We start from the raw sequence: 21,442 nt of genomic DNA, 5'->3' as shown, positions 1-21,442 counted from the left end.
TATAGAGTTTCTATTAGGTTAGTGTAAAATTCAAGTGGAATGTTACGCAACGCGCGAAGAAAAAGAGGATGGGATGAAGTGTTAGTCCATTTTATGGGCCGCTTGGAGCATTTCAAGCACCTTTTTCTTTGGGAGGGCCTCAATGGTGTGGCCATCACGTCCTATCATGGTTTCCGCAGCGAACAGAGAATTAAGGATGGCCTCTTCGGTGGCTTCAATGGTGGCCAGAAAAAGTGGGGTCATGGCCTCATTACGTAAGGTCGGTACAGTTTGAATGGGATTTTCACTTTCATATGGGATTCTACATTCCTCTGCCGCGGAAACGGCAATCACATAATCCCCACTGCCGTTACTCGCAATCCCTCCGGTTTTGGCCAAGCCCATCATGGCCCGTTTGGCCAATCGCTCCAAATTACGGGCATCCAATGGGGCATCGGTCAGAACCACCATCATACAGGAACCATCTGCTGAATATTTGAGCGTTTCAGAATAACGATCAAGCTGCTTGTCCACATCCACCCCGGCTATTTGCAAAACACCGCCAAAATTGGTCTGTACCAATACACCTATTGTGTATCCTCCCAGTTTTTTGGGAAGTATACGGGAAGAGGTTCCTATCCCTCCCTTGAATCCAAAACAAATGGCACCCGTACCCGCACCAACATTGCCTTCAGGAACTGCTCCTGTTTTTGCTTTTGAAATGGCTTGTAGTACATCCGTTTCGCTGACATGGCGACCGCGAATGTCGTTTAAGTACCCATCATTGGTTTCACCCACTACGGCATTTACCGAACGCACTGTTTCGTTGCCTTTTTGATGTAAAGTGTACCCGATAACGGCATTGACCGCTGTGGGAACACTCAAGGTATTGGTCAGAATGATAGGGGTTTCCAAATTGCCCAATTCTTTCACTTGGGTACTGCCGGCCAGTTTTCCAAAACCGTTGCCCACATGTATGGCGGCCGGAACTTTTTCTTGGAAGAGATTCCCGGAATGGGGAAGAATCGCCGTGACCCCGGTACGGATGCTGTCGCCTTTTATCAAGGTAACATGTCCCACCCGTACTCCAGGCACGTCGGTAATTGCATTGTATTGTCCTGGTCTGAGCACTCCAATCCCAACACCATAATCTCGAATGCGCTTCTGCGAAAACGAAAGTAATGGCAATAAGATCAGGAGGGTCAGTACGGACCTATTCATGATAGGGGAGTACTAAAAATCCCTATAGTCTCCTGAAAGATAGGCATTGGCCTTTTCCTCCTTGAACTTTGCCGCCTGTGCGTCCCAGTGGAGGGTCTCCCCGGGGAACCTTCCGGCAATGGTGCCCAACAGTATGGTCTCGGTGAGCCTAGCCCCATACTCAAAGGGTGCCGTGGTCTCGGCCTTGCCCAAACAAGCATCCACGAACTGGTGGTAGTGCTTAGGTCCTTCGGACTCATAATTTCTGATGGGCTCACCCAGATTGTGCTTCTCGTTCAACTTGGCAATTTCCTTGGAAATGTCCACATACTTGCCGCGTACAATTTTCTTGGGCAGTTGCATGAAGTGGGGCAACAAAAGTCGTCCCTTTTCACCCACAAACATAGCGCCTTGTTCTGGCAGCTCGCCCTCTCCGGCCACCTTGGCGTCCAGTGATATTTTGTCCTCTACACTTTCCTCTTTATTTGATTTCTTAGCGGCCATGTTCTTGGCACCAGGTAGAATTAAGTCCTCGTGCATATCGGGTGCCCCGGGGCCATCGTACCAGACCCATTTGAAGGTCTTGGAGGTATAAGGAGTGCTCGGGAACTCATAGGTTACAACGTTATTCTCTGGGTATCCAAACCCATTGGAGGGACGGCATTCGGTCTTTATGGTCATGGGTACATCAAGTTCGAGGGCGTTGTACGGGGTATCGAAGATGTGTACGCCCATGTCGCCTAAGGTGCCACAGCCGTAATCCATCAACTTTCTCCAGTTGCCGGGATGGTACATTCCCTCTTTGTAGGGCCTTTCGGCAGAGGTCCCCAACCAAAGGTTCCAGTCCAACTGTGCGGGGACTTTGTCCTCTCCTTGGGGAAGGGGTCCATCATACCCCCAGTTCTTGGGGGACCAGGCATGTACCGTGTGGACCTTGCCTATGATCCCGGATTGGATCAAGAGTGTGGCCAGTTTATAATCGTAGAAGGAGTGCACCTGGATGCCCATCTGGGTCACAAGACCCTTTTCGGCGGCCATCTTCTTCATGGCACGGGATTCCGATACATAGTGCGTCAACGGTTTTTGGCAGTAGACGGGTTTGTTCATTTCCATGGCCATCATGGAGGCCGGGGCATGGGTATGGTCCGGAGTGGACACGATCACGGCATCGATTTGATCGGCCATTTCCTTCAACATGGTACGGTAATCGAAGAAGACCCGGGCCGTTGGGTGAAGTTTGCGCGCAGCGGAGAGGTTAACGGCATCCACATCGCACAGGGCCACCACGTCCACGGAACCGTGGGACGATATGGCGCTAAGGTCTGCAGCACCCATGTTCCCCACACCGATGTGTGCAGTTCGTAATCTTTCCTTGAAAGGGGCTCCCTTCAACAACGAAGGGGCCACCATGATGCCCAAGGCACCTACACTACTCTTTTTAATGAATTCTCTTTTATTCATGGGTTGGTTTTAGCTGATTATAATTTTTTTATTTTGATGTTTCGGAACCAAATTGGGCTGGAGTGGTCCTGCAAGGCAATGAACCCTGTCTTGAATTTTCCGTAGTCAGGACTGTTCTTCCACTTGTCCGAGTTTTTCTTTTCATGCCAAGCCTCGTCCCATGGAACAAATGACAACAATAATTCGCCATTGAGCCAGTGCTCTACTTTTTCGGGGGTGAAGACGATCTTGGAGCTGTTCCATTCCCCAACGGGATGTAGGGTCTTATCGGCCTTCGGGGGGTGCATGGCGTAATCGGCCCCGGTCTGTTGCAAGGGCTTGAGCTCTTCAGGTTTATCGGTGTAGCCCAGACTGGTGTTGTAGGCCGTAAGGTCATGGATGCGGGCATAGTTTTCATCATCAATGAGCTGATATTCGGGTGATACTACGGGTGGACCGTCGTAGCCTTCTTTAACGTGGTAGAAAATACCGCTGTTGCCCCCTTCGGGAAGCTTCCATTCCAGATAGAGCTCAAAATTATCGAACTCCTCGGCCCCATAAATAATGTCTTTTCCACCTTTATAGTCTTGTTCTAGACCCAACTCTGTGTCAAAGGTCAGGGTGCTGTCCTTAATGATCCAGCCTGGAGGCAGGGAGTCCATGTTGTAACCGCGCCAGCCTTCGGTGCTGGTGCCATCAAAAAGATAAATCCATTCGGACTCTTTTGGCTCTGGCGTTTGTGCTGTTTGTTCTTCTTGGGATTTTGATTGGTTTTTGCAGGCTGCCATCAGAACGACAAGAACGATGAGCCCAAAATAATTTCGCATAGTGAGGGTTGAGATTTAAATGAGGGAGTTAAATTACAAAATATTGTGAAACCTTTTTTCTTGCTTTTTCATTACATTTAGACACGACTAATTAACACTTTGAAAATGAAGACTTGCTTTTCCAAAATGGGTATGCTGTTGCTTACCTTCACACTCTGCGTTGCTACTGTTCAATCCCAACGAAAAAAGAAAACCCAAACCACTCCAGAATATCCTGAGGAAATCTATTCCAGTTTGGAATATCGATTGATCGGTCCGTTTCGTGGCGGTCGATCGGCTGCCGTCACAGGAGTGCCCAGGGAACCCAACCTTTTTTACTTTGGTGCCACTGGCGGTGGGGTTTGGAAGACCACGGATGGAGGTCGATCATGGGAGAATATTTCCGATGGTTATTTTGGAGGAAGTATAGGTGCGGTTGAAGTTGCCAAAAGTGACCCTAATGTAATTTATGTTGGGGGAGGTGAAAAAACAGTTCGGGGGAATGTGTCTTCTGGATATGGTGTCTGGAAAACTGAAGATGGTGGAAAAACATGGTTATCCATGGGACTTGAAAACACAAGGCATATCCCTAGATTAAAGGTACATCCCACAAACCACGATATCGTTTATGCCGCGGTAATGGGCAATATTTATAAACCCACCAAAGAACGCGGAATATATAAGACTACTGATGGCGGTAAAACTTGGAGACAGATTCTTTTTGTGAATGAACATGCTGGTGCTGTAGACTTGACTTTTGACCCCAACAACCCAAGAATATTGTATGCTTCCACATGGAGGGTGCAACGTACCCCATATAGCTTGAGTAGTGGTGGCGAAGGTTCTGCACTTTGGAAAAGTACCGATAGCGGAGAGACTTGGACAGAGATTTCAAAGAATGATGGCTTCCCAACAGATACTTTGGGGATTATTGGCGTGACCGTATCCCCCAAAAACAGTGAAAGGGTATGGGCCATTGTGGAAAACAAGGAAAAAGGAGGCTTGTACCGTTCAGATGATGGAGGAAAAAAATGGACCCGCGTAAACGAGGAGCGCAAACTGCGCCAAAGGGCTTGGTACTACACCCGTGTCTATGCCGATACGGAAGATGAGGACGTGGTCTACGTGCTCAATGTCCAATACCATAGAAGTACGGATGGCGGGAAAACCTTCAACACCTTTAATGCACCACATGGTGACCACCATGATCTTTGGATCGCTCCAGAGAACTCAAAACGGATGATCATTGGGGACGATGGTGGCGCACAGATCAGTTATGATGGTGGGGAAACATGGAGTACCTATTACAATCAACCTACTGCCCAGTTTTATAGGGTCACTACGGACAATGCCTTTCCGTACCGCATCTATGTGGCACAGCAAGACAATTCCACTTTGCGTATCAACCATCGGAGTGATGACAATTCCATAGGAGAGGACGACTGGGAAGAAACTGCCGGAGGCGAATCCGCGCACATTGTAGTAGACCCTACCAATGATGATATTGTGTACGGAGGTAGTTATGGAGGATTCCTGACTCGCGTCAATCACAAAAACAAAACTGTTAGGGGCATCAACGTTTGGCCGGATAACCCAATGGGTTACGGCGCCGAGGGAATGAAATACCGTTTTCAATGGAACTTCCCGATCATATTCAGCAAGCATGATCCCAAAAAGCTCTATACCTTTTCCAACCATGTGCATATGAGTACCAATGAAGGGCAAAGTTGGACTTTGTTGAGCGATGATCTTACCCGAAACGACCCTTCAAAATTGGTGTCCAGTGGTGGACCCATAACACAGGACAATACCAGTGTGGAATATTATTGTACCATTTTTGCCGCCAATGAGAGTCCTTTAAAAGAAGGCCTGTTGTGGGTAGGAAGTGATGATGGACTCATCCATGTGACCCAAGATGGAGGAAAAACATGGGAAAATGTAACACCCAATATCATGCTCGAGTGGAGTATGGTGAACAGCATTGAACCCTCCGCTTTTGATGAAGGGACCTGTTACGTGGCTGCCACCCGTTACAAATTGGGGGATTTCACTCCTTATCTCTACAAAACCACGGATTACGGAAAAACATGGACCAAGATTACCAGTGGCATTAACAATGAACATTTTACCCGTGTGGTACGTGAAGATCCAAAAAGAAAAGGATTGTTGTATGCGGGTACGGAAACGGGGATGTACATTTCCTTCAATGATGGACAAAATTGGGAGAAGTTCCAATTGAACCTACCCATTGTTCCCATTACCGATTTGACCATTAAGGACAACAACCTTATCGTGGCCACCCAGGGGCGAAGCCTTTGGATTATTGATGACCTTACCGTTTTACATCAATTGGATGCCTCCAAAAAATCAGCGGAGGCCATTTTGTTCCATCCCAAGGACAGTTATCGTACCAAGGGGGGAGTGGCCAAGACCCCGTCCAAAATCGAGGGGCAGAACCATCCCAATGGCGTGGTCACCCATTTTTACCTCAAAAATCTTTCGGAAAAAGACAGCGTGGCCTTGACCTACACCAAAATGAATGGGGATACTTTGGCCTCCTATAGCACCTATGCCAAGAACAAGGACAAAAAACTTACCCCCAAGAAAGGGGGCAATACCCATGTTTGGGATACCCGAGGAAAAGGAGCGGAAAAATTGGAAGGAATGATTCTTTGGTGGGCCAATTTGGATGGTGCCAAAGCAGTTCCGGGAAGCTATAAAGTGCACTTGAATGTGAATGGTGCCGATCAGACCCAGGAGTTTAAGATTCTTCCCGATCCAAGGGCGGAAGTTTCCGTGACCGATATGCAAAAGCAGTTCGATTTTATTACCGACATCAATGAAACGGTGGATAGGGCCCATCAATCCATCAAAAAAATCCGGAAAATCAATGAAAAGCTGGATGCTTTTGTAAAACAGTACAAAGACAATGAAGCTACCAAGGCCTTGGTGGAAAAGGCCGAAAAAATGAAGGAAGACTTTGGGGAAATTGAAAAGGCGCTTTATCAGACCCAAAACCGAAGCAACCAAGACCCCTTGAACTTTCCCATACGGTTGACCAATAAACTGGCCCACCTGAACAGCTTGGTGTCCATAGACGATTTCCCTCCAACAGAACAGGATATGGCTGTAAAAAATGAACTTTCAGGAAAGATAAAAGAACAATTGAATGCTTTTGATGCTTTGGTGGACAAAGAGATTGATGCGTTCAATAATGAATTTAACCAATTAGGATTGGATTATTTGAGTGTAGAGGAATAGAAAGCATGTTTAGGTTGGAGCGAGATTTAGGTGTCTTGCTTCAATCAATTGCTTATGGAGGATACAGGAATTGAATACAATAATGCATCGGACTTAAACAAAGAGCCGTAACTTTGATGACTGCCGACAGCCTTTTTCCAGCAAATGACATTGGGGAAGAGGGGTGTTGGCACTTCGGTTGAAATCGTTAAAAGAGCGTACTGTTGATTTACCCTTACATTAAATCTTTGCACCTCATTTTTGTGGTCACTTGGTTTGCAGGACTATTCTACATTCCACGTTTGTTCATATATCATATTGAAGCGTGGCAAAAGCCTTCCCCGGAGCGGGAAATCCTGACCGACCAGTTGAAGTTGATGACCAAAAGGTTGTGGTATATCATAACTTGGCCTTCGGCCATTCTGTGCACCCTGTTTGCGGTTTGGATGCTTATTCTGATGCCCTCATGGCTGCAACAGCCTTGGATGCATGTAAAACTGGGATTTGTGCTGTTGCTTTTCGCATATCATTTTAAATGCCATCAAATTTTTAAGCAACTACAGCGTAATGAGGTAAAATATACATCCAAATTCATGCGCATTTGGAACGAGGGTGCCACCCTGATTCTCTTCGCCATTGTCTTCTTGGTGATTTTAAAAAGTGCCTTTAATTGGATCTATGGGGTTATTGGTATTGTGGTGCTGGGTATTCTTTTGATGTTGGGCATTAAACTTTATAAACGTATCCGGGACAAGAATCCCAATGCTTAAGAAAGTTCAAATATCAAGTTCAAGCTCAGTTAAATTAGTAGGAACCTAATTTTGAGCTTGAACTTGTACTTACTCTTGTGCCTCATTTGGCTTGATAATTGTGTAATTTTACCTTAAACCAAGTAAGCTTGTTCAGTAAACTGTCCCTAAGATCCCGGATATTCTTCAGCATGATCATGTTGGTGGTCATTGCCTCCATTTTGATTGCAGGGGTTACCATTTACCAATATAATGAGCAGGGAAGGGACTACCATGAAGACAGGGTGGAACGCAAGGAAGAGCAAGTACTCCAGAGCATTTCGTACACCATACGGGAGACCACTTACCCTGTAAATTCGGAAAATCTGCAATTGATCTTTATGGATGAAATCTATAAGATCGCCGATGTACAAAACGTCAACTTTAATATATACGACCTTGAGGGGAATTTGGTCAAGAGCTCAAGACCGAGTTTTGAGGCCGATTCCATTTCCAATTGTTTGGATGCACAAATACTGAACCGCCTTCGTGACAGCGATGACAAACGGTATGTGCAGGAGCAGCGTGCGGCCGGAGACAATTACCAAGCTACCTATACCTACATCAATGATACAAGGTTTAAGCCTATTGGTATAGTGAACCTTCAGTATTTTGAGGACAATACCTTCAACAATAAAGAGCTTACTGAATTTCTCTTCCGTTTGGGAGGGGTCTACTTGATTATGCTACTCTCTGCCATTTTTCTTGCCTACTTTATTTCAAAATACATTACCCGCTCGCTCCAGACCATTTCCGATAAGATCAACCGGACCAACCTTACCCGACAGAATGAAAAGATCCATATTGAAAATCCTGGGCTGGAAATTGGGAAATTGGTGGATTCATACAACAGAATGATTGACGAATTGGAGGAAAGTGCAGTAAAATTGGCCAAGAGCGAACGTGAACAGGCATGGCGTGAAATGGCCAAACAGGTGGCCCACGAAATTAAAAACCCATTGACTCCTCTCCGGCTTACCGTTCAGAATTTTGAACGCAAATTTGATCCCAACGACCCGGAGATCCAAACCAAGGTCAAGGAATTTTCAAAAACTTTGGTGCAGCAAATAGATACCATGAGCAATATAGCTACAGCTTTTTCCAGTTTTGCAAACATGCCCGCTCAACAGAACGAAACTTTGAACGTGGTTAAAATTGTAAAGCTTGCCCTTGAAATATTTACGGAAGATTACATTCATTTTATTGCGGATGAGGATGAAATCATTGCTAAATTGGACCGAACCCAATTGATCAGGGTCATCACCAACTTGGTAAAGAATGCCATTCAGGCTGTTCCTGATGTGGAGTCTCCCAGAATATTGGTCACCGTATCCAGTGAGGGCCAAAATGTTAAGATTTCCGTGGCAGACAATGGAGTGGGCATTTCGGACGAGTTCAGGCAAAAGGTCTTTGAACCCAAGTTTACCACCAAATCCAGTGGAACTGGCCTTGGCCTTGGTATGGTAAAGAACATTGTGGAAAACTACGGCGGAACCATTAACTTTACTTCTCAAGTGGGTAAGGGAACCGTGTTTACCGTCAGATTTCCTAAAGAATCCTAGAAATAGTCAGGTCGAGCGCAATCGAGCCTCATAATAAACAACACATGGACTACGAGAACATCTACATTGAGGAAGAGAACAACATCGGTACAATTACCATCAATCGCCCCAAAAAACTAAATGCCCTTAACAAGCGCACCATTGAGGAGCTGCATGTGGCTTTTAAGGAGTTGGACGAGGATGCCGACACCAAGGTCATCATTGTCACAGGTAGCGGGGAAAAGGCATTTGTGGCTGGTGCGGACATTTCTGAATTTGCCCATTTTTCAGTAAAAGAAGGGCGCCAATTAGCCGCTATGGGACAAAAAAGGTTGTTCGATTTTGTGGAAAACCTTTCCACCCCTGTAATTGCGGCCGTTAACGGGTTTGCACTTGGCGGAGGACTGGAGCTAGCCATGGCCTGTCATTTTAGAGTGGCGAGCACCAATGCCCGAATGGGTCTTCCCGAAGTGTCTCTAGGGGTTATACCGGGTTATGGAGGCACCCAACGCTTACCACAGCTTGTAGGCAAGGGAAGGGCCATGGAAATGATCATGACTGCCGGTATGATCGATGCGGATAAAGCCTTTTCCTTCGGTTTGGTGAACCATGTGGTCTCCCCAGAAGAACTATTGCCATTGTGCATCAAAATAGCAAGCAGGATATCGAATAATTCCGCCGTGGCCGTAAAACAGGCAATAAAAGTGGTAAATGCTGGTTTTAAGTATGATGTTGATGGTTATGCCGCAGAAATAGATGCCTTTGGCCATTGTTTTGGTACCGATGATTTCAGGGAAGGAACATCGGCTTTTTTGGAAAAGCGCAAGGCAGATTTTTCTGGGTCTTGACCGTTGGCACGACCAACCCAAATTACAATGAAAAAAAAAATAGCCTTATTAGGTCTTCTTCTGATAGGAATAGTGGGCGTTGCCCAGAAAATGCCCGTTTCCTACAATTTTGGTGAAAAGTATAATGATCGCTACCGCTATTCCAACCTGTTGACCATTGATGACGATGGTACTGGGGGTTACATATTGGTGAGAGCTTACTACCAAGGACTTATCCTAAAACCCAAAGGCTATCTCATAGAGCATTACAATAGCAATTTAGAGCTGGTCACGGAATATAATTACAAGCTCAAGGGACTCGATTTTGTAGATGGGTTCCTTAAAAATGGCCAATTGAACCTTATGTTCCTCAATTATAACCAAGGTAGGGGCGAATATGAGTATTGGGTTCATTCCAGCCCAATTATCACTTTTGATTTTAAGGAGAAGAAGTTACTTTCCATTGCTTCGGAAGAAGTACACGACCCTGTTGGCAAAAACTACTACAATAGAAACTTCTCCAAGGGGTTTACCACCGCCATCCTTTTTGATGAGCAGAAAAGAGGTTTTGTAATCAGTACCCACCATAAAAGGGGCAAGAGCAACAAACACATGATCCATTTGTTTGATACGGCCCTGAACAAAAAGTTTGAGTTCGATTTCTCCCATGAGATCGAAGAAAAGAATTATGCCTTTGAGAACGTGGCCTTCTCACAGGACCTTCAGACCGCATATATTGTAGGCAAAGCCTATTTTAAAAAGAAGCGTTTTCAGGTTGATGAGCGCAAGTTCCAATACGAACTTATAAGGGTTAACAGTGGTGGAAGCAGTACACAGTCATTTGTGGACGCTGGGAAGTATCCCGAGGGATTATATCCTGTCCGATTTAAAAACAGACTGGTCTGTATTGGGTTTTATGCTGATAGAAAGGACAATCGCTACAACGGAATTGCCTATTTTGATGTGGATCCAACTTCCCTCGACATCAATTCCAAAAAGTACAACTCATTTTCCCTACAATTTATGGAAGACAAGTTTGGTAGGGAAGAGGACAAGGTGGTCAAGAATTTGGTATTTAAGGGGGTGCATGTAAATTCTCAGGAAGAGATTTTCTTTAATGCCGAAGAGTACTTTGTTACCACGGGCATGGAGGTTACCGGTGCAGGACAACGCATTAAAACAGAACGGTTTCACCATAACGACATCGTAAGCGCCAAATTAAAACCCAATGGCGAAATGGACTGGGTACGCAACATTAACAAGACCGAGGTTACCCAAGGTGATGGCGACTATGCCTCTTATAGCTCCTATTGCAAGGACGGTAACACCTACTTCTTTATTTGCACCGCAGCGGACAATCCACAACTTATTGGCAACGAACGTCTGATCTTTAAGCAAGGGTTTAGCCGTAACCGTAATGTCTTTATGATCTCTTTGGACCAAAACGGGGTAATGGACTATGAAAAGATCATAGACCAACAAGAGGCCCGTTTGCCCTTAATGGTCTCCAAACCCTTAAAGAACCTAAGTGGGGACAATATGCTCTTCTATGCCAAACGCGGCAGCAAAAAGCAACTGGTCAAGGTAGATTTTAACTGATCTACAACAGGTCCCATCCGAAAATTCGCACACGCACTTCGCATCTATCAATTCTAAAGACCCATCCGTCAATTGGCAAGGGGCATGCATCAACTAGGCCCTAAAATACCCAATGGCCCCACGTACTTTTGGTTTCTAATAACGGTAAAACAAAAAAATTATGAAATCAATGAAAGTACTGGGCATGGCTCTTTTGGGAATGTCCATAATTATGGCCTCTTGTACAGGAGACCAAGGTGAACCAGGACCCAAGGGAGATAAGGGTGATAGTGTTACAGGAGGGAAAGGAGACAAAGGGGATCCTGGGAAAGACGGTCTTGCTTGTTGGGATCTTAACGGCAACGGTATGGCCGATGTCGATACAGAAGACTTTAACAACGATGGAGAAGTAAATGCCTTGGACTGCCAAGGCGCCCCGGGAAATGATGGCCAAGACGGTAGCGACAAACCCAATATGGAGTTCTATTTTCAAAATGGGTATAATAACTATACAGGGACACAGGATGCCCGAATCAGCCCCCTAGGTGAAGCAGATGGCAATGACGGGACGTTAGCTATTCGTGAAGATTTGGAAAATCCGAATCTTAGGAGATTTTCTCTTCTGAGGTTTGATGATATCTCCGATAAAGTAAATACTGCGTTTGATACCGACAATACCAATTGTGGGGATAGTTATAGGGTAGACCAAGTTATACTATATCTATATGCAGGAAGTTCAACTGCTTCCAGTGCTATTCCAGGGTACATACATCTTGGTTTCTATGAAGATGGAGACCCGTTATTTTCGGAGGCCGATGTTTCATGGACTGTTGCCAATCAAGTTGATACTTGGGGTTTTTTAACAGGAGCTGGAAGTTTATGGGATACAAATCCATTTCCTGGTTCCGATGGTTACACTCATTACATGCCTTTAATCACCACGACTTCTCAAAATATGGGTTGGATTGCGATTCCTTTGCCACGTGATTTTGTAACCAAATGGATTTGTGGCGACCCAGATAACCTTAATAAAGGTATGCGGTTGAGATTAACAACTGAAGCAAACGCAGGATCAGCTTCAATTACGTTCTTTTCTAGCGAACATGACAATGTAGATCTAAGGCCTTTATTGGTAGTGCAAACCACGGAGGCAAATCCTGCGACTACGAAGATGGCCCCAAGCAGCAAGGCCAAAGACTGGGACAACATGTCTTACGAAGAAAAAATGGCACCTTTGTTCCGTTACTTTGCGGCCAAAGAAGCCAATTAGGTTCAATTTTCCATACATACCTAATGAGAGAGTCCCGTCCGGGGCTCTTTCTTTTTGTGTCATTTCGAACCCTGTCCTGAGCAAAGTCGAAGGAGCTGTGAGAAATCTAAAAGTTACCAGTGAAATATGATGAGATTTCTCGTTGCACTCGAAATGACATCAAGACTCCATCTCATTTCTGACGCTTTCCTGAGTACGGTTTGAATACTTCTACAATCTAAGTTTCTGTTACCTTTGTCAGTTCGAGCGCAGTCGAGAACCCAGTCCTGGGTCTTGCCTTGAGCGAAGCCGAAGGAGAAGTCGAAAGGGTAGTCCAAGGCGTAAGTGGGAAATCCAAATATTCAGGACTTCAAGTCATTTCGAACGAATGTGAGAAATCTAAAAGTTACCGGTGAAATATGATGAGATTTCTCGTTGCACTCGAAATGACATCAAGACTCCATCCCATTTCTGACGCTGTCCTGAGTACGGTTTGAATACTTCTACAATCTAAGTTTCTGTTACCTTTGTCAGTTCGAGCGCAGTCGAGAACCCAGTCCTGAGCCTTGCCTTGAGCGAAGCCGAAAGGGCAGCCGAAGGAGAAGTCAAAAGGGTAGTCCAAGGCGTAAGTGGGAAATCAAAATATTCAGGACCTCAAGTCATTTCGAACATCCCGATGGTTGTCGGGAGTGAGAAATCTAAAAGTTATCGGTGAAATATGATGAGATTTCTCGTTGCACTCGAAATGACGCCGAGACCTCATCTCATTTCTGACCCTTGCCTTGAGCTTTCATCCTGAGCGAAGCTGAAAGGGCAGCCGAAGGGTAGTCCAAGGCGTAAGTGGGAAATCCAAATATTCAGGACCTCAAGTCATTTCGAACATCCCGATGGTTGTCGGGAGTGAGAAATCTAAAAGTTATTGGTGAAATATGATGAGATTTCTCGTTGCACTCGAAATGACGTCAAGACTCCATCCCATTTCTGACGCTGTCCTGAGTACGGTTTGAATACTTCTACAATCTAAGTTTCTGTTACCTTTGTCAGTTCGAGCGCAGTCGAGAACGCTTATGGCCTTATCATTCTGAGCGAAGCGAAGAATCCCTTTCAGGTTCCCATCCTTTTGGAAACAGTTCAATGCGATGCTGAACTAAGTTCAGCATGACAGTTTTATGCCTTTTAACTATTAACCATCAACTATCAACCATTAACCATCAACCATTAACTATCAACTATCAACCCTTCACCTTTGACCCATCACCCCTTTCCCCCTTCCCCTTTTAACATTCACCCAAAGCCAATCAAAGGAAATAATCCATAAATTTGGAATAAATCCAAAAACATGGAACCCAAAGAATACCAAAAGGGCAGAGGAGCCCAGAAAAATACACCCAATCAGTTTTTACAGCATGTGTATGAAATGCGGGAAGATTTTCTGGAGTTCTGCCGTTTGGAGGGAGAGGAGGCCGAGAGCAACAAGACCCAATATATACCCATCTTTCCCAAGACCATTGTAAACAAGGTAGATAGCCCAGATGTGGGGATGCTATACTCCATGAACCCTTACCAAGGCTGCGAACATGGTTGTATTTATTGCTATGCACGCAATGCCCATGAGTATTGGGGGTATAGCGCGGGCTTGGATTTTGAACGCAAGATTTTGGTCAAAAAGGCGGCCCCGGAACTGTTGGAGGCCAAGATCAAACACAAAAACTGGAAGGCCTGCACCATTGTGCTTTCGGGCAATACGGATTGCTACCAGCCCGCCGAGCAAAAGTTCGAGATTACACGCAAATGCTTGGAAGTCTTCCTAAAATACCGTCATCCAGTGGGAATAATCACTAAAAACGCATTGGTCCTTCGAGATTTGGATATTTTAAAGGAGCTCAATGCCCATCAATTGGTGGGGGTCAATGTTTCGGTGACCTCCCTTTCGGAAAAAACCCGAAGAAAACTGGAACCAAGGACGGCTTCCATCCAAAAAAGGTTGAAGACCATTAAGGTCCTATCCGAGAACAACATTCCAGTCAATGCTATGTTGGCGCCCATGATACCGGGCATCAACAGTCATGAGCTTTTGCCTTTGGCCAAAGCCGTGGCCGATCATGGTGCCCGTTCGTTTGCCATTACGGTAGTACGGTTGAATGGTGCCATTGGACAAATCTTTACCGATTGGATCAAAAAAGCCCTACCGGATCGGGCCGAAAAAGTCTTACACCTGATTCAAGACTGTCACGGAGGATCTATAAACGATAGCCGGTTTGGGATTCGAAGCAGGGGAGAGGGAAAAATTGCCCAACAGATTCACGATATGGCCCACTTGGCCCGTCAGAAATATTTTAAGAACAGGCAGTTTCCTAGATTGCGGACCGATTTGCACGAACCCTACAAGAACGGGCAGATGAAATTATTTTGATGTGGTCTTTTCGAAGTCGTATGCGACGGGGAAATCTATTTTTCAACTATTTTTAAAGAACTGTCCAAATAGGGGTTGCGTTTTCGTCCTTAGGATGAAGACAATGTATAACCAGTCCCGAAAAAGGACACAAAACGAAATGTCATGAGTAATTTTTTGTATCTATTCAGAGGTGGGGATGAAGCCTTTGACAAATTGTCCCAAGAAGAAAAACAAGCCCATATGGAAGTTTGGGGCGCATGGATGGGAGGCTTAAAGGAAAAGGGAAAGCTGTTGGACGGACTCCCTTTGGGAAAGGATGGAAAAGTAGTCCACAACAGAGGTGAAGTGGTCACTAATGGCCCCTTTGCGGAAGGAGCAGAAATGGTGGGGGGATATTTGATCGTATCTGCCAAGGACTATGACGAGGCGGTGGAAATTTCCAAAGGCTGCCCCATTTTTGATTATGAGGGAAGCTTTGTGGAGGTTCGCGAAATCCTTTCCATGGAGCACTGATTTTAAAAAATTAAAATAGCAGGTCATTTCGAGTGAAACGAGAAATCTCTTATGGCAATTTTATCATTTAGATTTCCCACATTCTTTCGAAATGACTTATTGAAGAATGTAGCCTCAATTGAACAGTAATGCCACACGACCACCATCAAACCATAGAACACCTTTTTAGACAGGAATATGGGAAAGTGGTGGCCCTATTGACCCATAAGTTTGGTACTTCCCATTTGGAACAGATCGAGGATGCCACCCAAGATACCTTTATCAAAGCCATGCAAGTGTGGGCCTACAAATCCGTTCCAGATAACCCCACGGCATGGTTGTACCGGGTGGCGAGCAATCGGCTGATTGATGTATTGCGGCGGGACAAAAAAATGAACCTTCAAGATACGGAACGATTGCCCCAACTGAGCGGTACGGAGCAAAATGGCGATCCCACTTTGGATGCTACCCTTTCGGACAGTCAATTGAAAATGATATTCGCCTGTTGCCACCCCACGCTTTCGCAAGAACATCAAATAGTGTTGAGTTTAAAACTCATTGGCGGTTTCAGTAATAAGGAATTGGCAGAAGCCTTATTGAAAAAGGAGGAAGCGGTAGCCAAATCCTTTACTCGGGCCAAGAAAAAATTCCGGGAAGAGGTTAAAATGCTCAAGATTCCTGTGGAGATGGGGTTACAGTCTCGCTTGTTTCGTGTATTACAGGTTATTTATCTGTTGTTTTCGGAAGGCTATGCAGCCACTTCGGGCACCTTGATTATTAAAAGGGATATTTGCTACGAGGCTTTGCGTTTGGCCTTGTTGATGCAGCAAAATACCTATTGTCAACACCCCAATTTGGAAGCTTTGATTGCTTTGATGTGCTTTCATGCTTCCCGCTTTGATGCCCGATTGGATGATAAAGGTGAGTTGGTGACCTTGGAATATCAGGATCGCAGCAAATACAACCAAGAATTGATTACAATAGGCATAAGACATTTAGAAAATGCGGGAACCAAAGATGGGACCCCTTCCAAATACCATTTGGAAGCGGCCCGATCGTACTATCATTCTACGTCCAAAACATTTGGTGAGACCGATTGGAAGAACATACTTTATCTATATGACCTACAATTAAAACTGGAGCCATCACCCATGGTGGCGCTACATCGTATAATTGCCTTTACCAAAATCCATGGTGCCGAAAAAGCTTTCGGAGAACTGGAGCAATTGGAGCAAAAAAGCGATTTTGCCAATCAGGCACTGTTCCATGCCATCAAAGCCGAACTTTGGTCCGATTTAGGAAAACCCGATCAACAAAAAGCTGCTTTGGAAAAGGCCATTTCACTCACCGAAAATGAATTGGTCAAAAACCATTATTGGAAGAAAATGGAAGCTTAACGCCCTTTAGGGCATAGGCTACATACCTTCTTCTTCCCCAACATGTTTTTTATAAAATTTCCAAGCCTCGTGTGCCACATCGCGGCCCAGTTCCAATCCGGCAATATTATCCGCTTGGATGTGATACCCGCCAAGTACTCTTGAAATTCCCGCCATTTCGGCTGTTTTGGTAAACGTGGGAAACTTAAGGGTTACAGTGTCCCCAAGGTTTTCTGGTTCGGTAAGGGAGCCGGCCACGAGTTCCACTTCAGAGCCGAACTCATCACTGCCTGTCCAAAGCTTCAATGCTTCGGCACAACCCCCACTAATGGTGCTATGGCCCGAGGTGTAACTAGGGAATGGTGGGCACAAGAATGTATCGGGAGAATAGGGGCGCCATTGGTTGCCGTCCATCTCGATCATCCCTTTTCCGACTCCACCCCAAGCTTTGATTTTCTGCTGGTCGTAATATTCATGCACCAAAGCAAAAGGTCGGGCAAAATCATAGAACATTTTGCTGTCCCATGAGGCAATGAAAGCATCCATGGCCACCACTTGGTTGTAAAAGAACATTTTCACATCTTGATCTAAGGTGTGGTTGTCCCTAATGGATACTTCTTGGGCAAACTTCAACCAGTGTCCTGCTTGTTGTACCGATTGTGGCCCGTCCCGCATGAACTCCACCAAGGCTTTTTGTTCATCGGTTAGGTTGGCCTGCATTTCAATGACTTCCTGCACTTCTTTCTCAAGTTGTTCAGAGCCAATCTGTGGAGGAGGTCCAGGTCGAAACTGATCTCCGGATTTCATTGATATGGGTTTTACCCTGTCCCAAAAAGGGGTAAGGCACCCTGGGGCAAATTTTCCTCCTTTTCCATCCGAAAAATATTTGGGCTGCCAGCGGTTGGGATCCACGTTGTTGTCAACGGAATTTATAGGTTCATATCCCACATAATTGAAGTAGGGTATCCCGTTGGAGCCTTCCTCTTCACCATATTGGTTGGCGCCGTCTCCTTTGCGGGCCTCAATGACAGCCTTGGCTGCCAAATTTCCAATGCCTTCGGGGGTATTGGGGTCCAAACTTTCATTGTTGGGGTCCAAGCCAAGCTCTTTCATAAAATCGGTAAAGAGTTCCTTGTCCGAATAATAATATTCGTTCATGGCCCTGTAAGCGGCATAACTAATGGCAATTTCCTTGTTTTTTAAGGTTTGTTCATCTATTGGGCGCCTTTCCACGCCTTCTAAATAAACGGGAATGGCTTTTTCGTCATAACGGGACCATGCGTCAAAGACGGAAACAAATATCAACCCCAAAAACCTAGAGGTTATGGTTGGTCTTGGTTTGAATTTTTCAGTGTCGTTGGCCGTAGCCGTGATGGCCATTTGGCTCCATTGGTATGCAAGGTTTTCAGCTCCCAAGGGTTGGGTCGCTTCCACTGTATTTTGGCTTTCTTTGGCGCTTTGTTTACAGGCAATAACCACTACCAAAGCAAATAGCAATAAAAATGCTTTTTTCATCACATATATGTTGTTTAGCTAAGTGAAAATCACAGAGATATGGGCTATTTGTTGCCCATATCAACCGTGCAATGTAGTAATTTTGAAAATTATGATAATTCCCAACCTTTACGATAATCTCTAGTGACCCATTCGTTGGCTTGGTCGTAATTGGTGATTTTCATGTTCTCACCATCCCAGAAAAGTTTACGTCTTCCAGGGTAATCGTATGGATCCCAATCACCAACCTTTTTACCTTCTTTCAATACTTTGTATTGATAGGCTTTTACAGCCAAGTTGCCCATAAGTACAGTTTCGGTCAAAGGACCTGCTTTTGAGAAGTCTGAAGAAGTGGACCCGCCGTTGAGGCATACATCCACAAAGTTGGCAATATGACCGCCCATACTACCTGGTACTCTTGGGTATTTTGCTTTAGGTGTTTTGTAAAGATCCATCATATCTGTTGGCAGCAGGCGTGCGTTTTGCGAGTAGGTATCACAAACCAAAATACCGCGTTCGCCATACATGATGGTTCCACCATCCCTGTTGCCTACCATTTCGCCATCCTTTAGTTCGTCTGGTAAATCTGGCATTAAACCACCATCATACCAGTTCAAGGCAATATCTCCGTGGTATTCATGGTCGAATTTCAAATGTATTTTTGATGAGGGAGGGCAAGAAGGGCTATAATCAGCCTCCACAAAATCGCCTACCCAAACCGTAGTACAACTCGCTTCTGCCTCAGTAGGATATCCTAAATCAAGCACGCTGAAAGGGGTTTCCATGATATGGCAGCCCATATCGCCCAAAGCACCTGTTCCAAAATCCCACCAACCACGCCATTTAAATGGCAGGTAAGCTTCATTATAATCCCGCATGGCGGCAGGGCCTAACCATAAATCCCAATCCAGTTCCTTTGGCACCTGTTGTTTTTCCGTTGGTACGGCAACTCCTTGTGGCCACACAGGACGGTTGGTCCAACAATCAATGGTATGGATCTTTCCAATAATTCCTGATTCTACCCACTCGCGAGCAATACGGCTGTCATCACTGGAAGCTCCTTGGTTGCCCATTTGGGTAACAATACCATTCTCTTTGGCCACTTGGGTCATCAAGCGGGCTTCATGGATATTGTGGGTCAAGGGCTTTTCAACATAGGCATGTTTTTTCTCCCGCATAAATGGAAGTGCTATGGCAGCATGGGTATGATCGGGAGTGGCTACCATAACGGCATCAATATCATTCAAATGTTTATCGAAGACTTTTCTAAAGTCTTTGTATCGTTTTACATCAGGGAAACGCTCATAAGTAGATTTGGCGCGTCTATCATCTACATCGCAGAACGACACAAATTTTACTTTGCCGGTTTCATTTAACCCACCGATTACTCCGCTTCCCCTACCTCCAACTCCAAAGGCACCAACATAAAGCGTATCACTGGGAGGAACATGGGTCTTGCCCAGAACATGGCTGGGCACAATGGAAAACGCAGCGGAGGCCGCCGCGGCATTTTGAATGAATTTTCTTCTTTGCATTTTGTTAGGTTTGATTGCGATTACAAGATACAAAAAACTGTCAGAGACAAAAGTGTTATCGATGGCCACCCCACTCACCAAAAAACTGATCTAGATAGTCCTCCATGAATTGGTGCCTCTGTAATGCCAGTTTTTTGCCAGTTTCCGTGTTCATGCGGTCCTTGAGCAGTAGTAGCTTTTCATAGAAATGGTTAATGGTCGGGGCTTTGGATGCCTTATATTCCTCTTTGGTCATGTTGAGATTGGGAGGAATGTTGGGGTCGTACATCGCCCTATTTTTAAAGCCTCCATAATTAAAGGTTCGGGCAATACCTATAGCGCCAATGGCGTCCAGACGATCGGCGTCTTGGACCACTTCAAGTTCTTTGGAGGTGAAGGTTGACTTATTTTTCTCCAAGCTGTTTTTAAAGGACATATGCTGGATGATGTTCACCACATGGTCAATAACGGACTTGTCCACTTGTTGGGATTGCAGAAACTTTTTGGCCAATTCCGGGCCTATGGATTCATTCCCTTGATGGAATTTGGGGTCGGCAATGTCGTGCAACAATGCTGCGAGTTCCACAACTAGGATATTTACCTTCTCATATTTGGATAATAATCTAGTTGTGTTGAAGACACGTTGAATATGAAACCAATCATGGCCTCCTTCTGCATTTTCCAATTCTTTTTTTACGAAGGAAATAGTGTTTTGTATAAGTTGGTCGTGATTCATTTTTCCTTGGTTATTCCAGAAGCGATGGTGGCTTCAACTTGAGCAATTAGCTCATCAATATTCCCTTTGTTTTCTACAGGCGGATGCACTTTGAATTTGAGATGGGAGCCCAATCCCATGGGAAATTTTCCGTAGCGTAGCAATTTCCAAGAGTTGTTAATACTGATGGGTACTATCAAGGCGGAAGGGGCATTTTTCATCAACACTTTCAGTCCAGTGGTCCTGAACGGTTTGGGAAGACCATTTCTGCTGCGGGTTCCTTCAGGAAAAATCACCGCGCTCCGGTTGTGCTTTTCAATATACTTGCCCAATTTTTGCAACTCGGCAATGGACTGTTTGGGGTCTTTTCTATCAATCAATGCCGAACCACCATGCCTCAAGTTAAACGAGACGCTTGGGATACCTTTGCCTAGTTCAATTTTGCTTACAAATTTGGGATGATATTTTCGCATGTACCAAATAATAGGAGGGATATCGTACATGCTCTGATGGTTGGAAACCACAATCAAAGGTCTATTTGTGGGAATATTGTGGGTGTTTTCAAAGTTATATTGGGTGCCCAATAGGTTGGTGCATCGCATAATGAGCCAATTGAGGATGGAAACACTTGCTTTATGGGCATTGTACCCAAAAATCTTTAGGCAGACCCATTGGATGGGATGAAAAATGACCAAAACCAATCCAAAACAAATGAAGAATAGTGAGGTAAGTAGATAGGAAAACAATTTAACAATGGTCATTTTCGGATGTTCAGTTAGTGGTAGCGTGTAAAAATAAAAAAACCACC

16 protein-coding genes are annotated in these 21,442 nt (G+C 45.1%); 9 read left to right on the top strand and 7 right to left on the bottom strand.

Features of this window, described 5'->3' with window-relative positions; all coding sequences use genetic code 11:
- Window positions 1-81: 81 nt before the first annotated feature.
- The 3 genes from EZV76_RS01955 to EZV76_RS01945 are packed head-to-tail and all read right to left on the bottom strand — an operon-like array spanning window position 82 to window position 3,446.
- Complete coding sequence (locus tag EZV76_RS01955) at window positions 82-1,200, bottom strand: DmpA family aminopeptidase (RefSeq protein ID WP_136564901.1); 1,119 nt, start codon at window positions 1,198-1,200, stop codon at window positions 82-84.
- Between the two features lie 12 nt (window positions 1,201-1,212).
- Window positions 1,213-2,640 carry a Gfo/Idh/MocA family protein gene (locus EZV76_RS01950; protein WP_136564900.1) on the bottom strand — a complete coding sequence of 476 codons (1,428 nt, stop codon included), beginning with the start codon at window positions 2,638-2,640 and terminating at the stop codon, window positions 1,213-1,215.
- Between the two features lie 17 nt (window positions 2,641-2,657).
- A complete protein-coding gene (locus EZV76_RS01945) occupies window positions 2,658-3,446 on the bottom strand; it encodes a 3-keto-disaccharide hydrolase (protein WP_136564899.1) in 789 nt (262 codons plus the stop codon).
- 105 nt (window positions 3,447-3,551) lie between these two features.
- Between EZV76_RS01945 and EZV76_RS01940 the strand changes: the two genes are divergently transcribed.
- The 9 genes from EZV76_RS01940 (at window position 3,552) to EZV76_RS01900 (ending at window position 16,932) form a co-directional block, all read left to right on the top strand.
- Window positions 3,552-6,686: a VPS10 domain-containing protein gene (locus tag EZV76_RS01940; protein WP_136564898.1), complete on the top strand. Its 3,135-nt coding sequence runs from the start codon at window positions 3,552-3,554 to the stop codon at window positions 6,684-6,686.
- A 203-nt stretch (window positions 6,687-6,889) separates the two neighbouring features.
- Entirely contained in the window at window positions 6,890-7,435 is a 546-nt protein-coding gene (locus EZV76_RS01935) for a CopD family protein (RefSeq protein WP_136564897.1), read from the top strand.
- Window positions 7,436-7,605: 170 nt separating this feature from the next.
- Window positions 7,606-9,015 carry a sensor histidine kinase gene (locus EZV76_RS01930; RefSeq protein ID WP_136565532.1) on the top strand — a complete coding sequence of 470 codons (1,410 nt, stop codon included), beginning with the start codon at window positions 7,606-7,608 and terminating at the stop codon, window positions 9,013-9,015.
- A 44-nt stretch (window positions 9,016-9,059) separates the two neighbouring features.
- On the top strand, window positions 9,060-9,842 hold the full coding sequence (locus EZV76_RS01925; protein WP_136564896.1) for an enoyl-CoA hydratase/isomerase family protein: 783 nt from the start codon (window positions 9,060-9,062) through the stop codon (window positions 9,840-9,842).
- 27 nt (window positions 9,843-9,869) lie between these two features.
- The gene (locus EZV76_RS01920) at window positions 9,870-11,420 is read left to right on the top strand and encodes a hypothetical protein (protein WP_136564895.1); all 1,551 of its coding nucleotides are present in this window, start codon (window positions 9,870-9,872) and stop codon (window positions 11,418-11,420) included.
- A gap of 160 nt (window positions 11,421-11,580) precedes the next feature.
- Window positions 11,581-12,669, top strand: a complete 1,089-nt coding sequence (locus EZV76_RS17170; protein ID WP_201741809.1) for a hypothetical protein — start codon at window positions 11,581-11,583, stop codon at window positions 12,667-12,669.
- A 1,318-nt stretch (window positions 12,670-13,987) separates the two neighbouring features.
- On the top strand, window positions 13,988-15,061 hold the full coding sequence (locus EZV76_RS01910; RefSeq protein WP_136564894.1) for a PA0069 family radical SAM protein: 1,074 nt from the start codon (window positions 13,988-13,990) through the stop codon (window positions 15,059-15,061).
- Between the two features lie 144 nt (window positions 15,062-15,205).
- The gene (locus tag EZV76_RS01905; RefSeq protein WP_136564893.1) at window positions 15,206-15,556 is read left to right on the top strand and encodes a YciI family protein; all 351 of its coding nucleotides are present in this window, start codon (window positions 15,206-15,208) and stop codon (window positions 15,554-15,556) included.
- 128 nt (window positions 15,557-15,684) lie between these two features.
- The gene (locus tag EZV76_RS01900) at window positions 15,685-16,932 is read left to right on the top strand and encodes an RNA polymerase sigma factor (RefSeq protein ID WP_136564892.1); all 1,248 of its coding nucleotides are present in this window, start codon (window positions 15,685-15,687) and stop codon (window positions 16,930-16,932) included.
- 18 nt (window positions 16,933-16,950) lie between these two features.
- On the opposite strand, the gene EZV76_RS01895 is transcribed toward EZV76_RS01900, so the two are convergent.
- The 4 genes from EZV76_RS01895 to EZV76_RS01880 form a co-directional block, all read right to left on the bottom strand.
- Window positions 16,951-18,426 carry a vanadium-dependent haloperoxidase gene (locus EZV76_RS01895; protein WP_136564891.1) on the bottom strand — a complete coding sequence of 492 codons (1,476 nt, stop codon included), beginning with the start codon at window positions 18,424-18,426 and terminating at the stop codon, window positions 16,951-16,953.
- 89 nt (window positions 18,427-18,515) lie between these two features.
- On the bottom strand, window positions 18,516-19,940 hold the full coding sequence (locus EZV76_RS01890; RefSeq protein ID WP_136564890.1) for a Gfo/Idh/MocA family protein: 1,425 nt from the start codon (window positions 19,938-19,940) through the stop codon (window positions 18,516-18,518).
- A gap of 55 nt (window positions 19,941-19,995) precedes the next feature.
- Entirely contained in the window at window positions 19,996-20,655 is a 660-nt protein-coding gene (locus tag EZV76_RS01885) for an HD domain-containing protein (RefSeq protein ID WP_136564889.1), read from the bottom strand.
- Window positions 20,652-21,389, bottom strand: a complete 738-nt coding sequence (locus EZV76_RS01880) for a lysophospholipid acyltransferase family protein (RefSeq protein ID WP_136565531.1) — start codon at window positions 21,387-21,389, stop codon at window positions 20,652-20,654. Before EZV76_RS01880 ends, EZV76_RS01885 begins: the two co-directional genes overlap by 4 nt.
- Between the last annotated feature and the right edge of the window lie 53 nt (window positions 21,390-21,442).

The organism is Flagellimonas alvinocaridis, from assembly GCF_004916895.1.
GTDB lineage: Bacteria > Bacteroidota > Bacteroidia > Flavobacteriales > Flavobacteriaceae > Flagellimonas > Flagellimonas alvinocaridis.
This window is presented reverse-complemented; position numbering and strand designations above follow the sequence as displayed.

Excerpts from the sequence above, each read along its gene's own strand:
- EZV76_RS01955 (WP_136564901.1), bottom strand. The coding sequence starts at position 1,200 with ATGAATAGGTCCGTACTGACCCTCCTGATCTTATTGCCATTACTTTCG.
- EZV76_RS01950 (WP_136564900.1), bottom strand. The coding sequence starts at position 2,640 with ATGAATAAAAGAGAATTCATTAAAAAGAGTAGTGTAGGTGCCTTGGGC.
- EZV76_RS01945 (WP_136564899.1), bottom strand. The coding sequence starts at position 3,446 with ATGCGAAATTATTTTGGGCTCATCGTTCTTGTCGTTCTGATGGCAGCC.
- EZV76_RS01940 (WP_136564898.1), top strand. The coding sequence starts at position 3,552 with ATGAAGACTTGCTTTTCCAAAATGGGTATGCTGTTGCTTACCTTCACA.
- EZV76_RS01930 (WP_136565532.1), top strand. The coding sequence starts at position 7,606 with ATGATCATGTTGGTGGTCATTGCCTCCATTTTGATTGCAGGGGTTACC.
- EZV76_RS01925 (WP_136564896.1), top strand. The coding sequence starts at position 9,060 with ATGGACTACGAGAACATCTACATTGAGGAAGAGAACAACATCGGTACA.
- EZV76_RS01920 (WP_136564895.1), top strand. The coding sequence starts at position 9,870 with ATGAAAAAAAAAATAGCCTTATTAGGTCTTCTTCTGATAGGAATAGTG.
- EZV76_RS17170 (WP_201741809.1), top strand. The coding sequence starts at position 11,581 with ATGAAATCAATGAAAGTACTGGGCATGGCTCTTTTGGGAATGTCCATA.
- EZV76_RS01910 (WP_136564894.1), top strand. The coding sequence starts at position 13,988 with ATGGAACCCAAAGAATACCAAAAGGGCAGAGGAGCCCAGAAAAATACA.
- EZV76_RS01905 (WP_136564893.1), top strand. The coding sequence starts at position 15,206 with ATGAGTAATTTTTTGTATCTATTCAGAGGTGGGGATGAAGCCTTTGAC.
- EZV76_RS01900 (WP_136564892.1), top strand. The coding sequence starts at position 15,685 with ATGCCACACGACCACCATCAAACCATAGAACACCTTTTTAGACAGGAA.
- EZV76_RS01895 (WP_136564891.1), bottom strand. The coding sequence starts at position 18,426 with ATGAAAAAAGCATTTTTATTGCTATTTGCTTTGGTAGTGGTTATTGCC.
- EZV76_RS01890 (WP_136564890.1), bottom strand. The coding sequence starts at position 19,940 with ATGCAAAGAAGAAAATTCATTCAAAATGCCGCGGCGGCCTCCGCTGCG.
- EZV76_RS01885 (WP_136564889.1), bottom strand. The coding sequence starts at position 20,655 with ATGAATCACGACCAACTTATACAAAACACTATTTCCTTCGTAAAAAAA.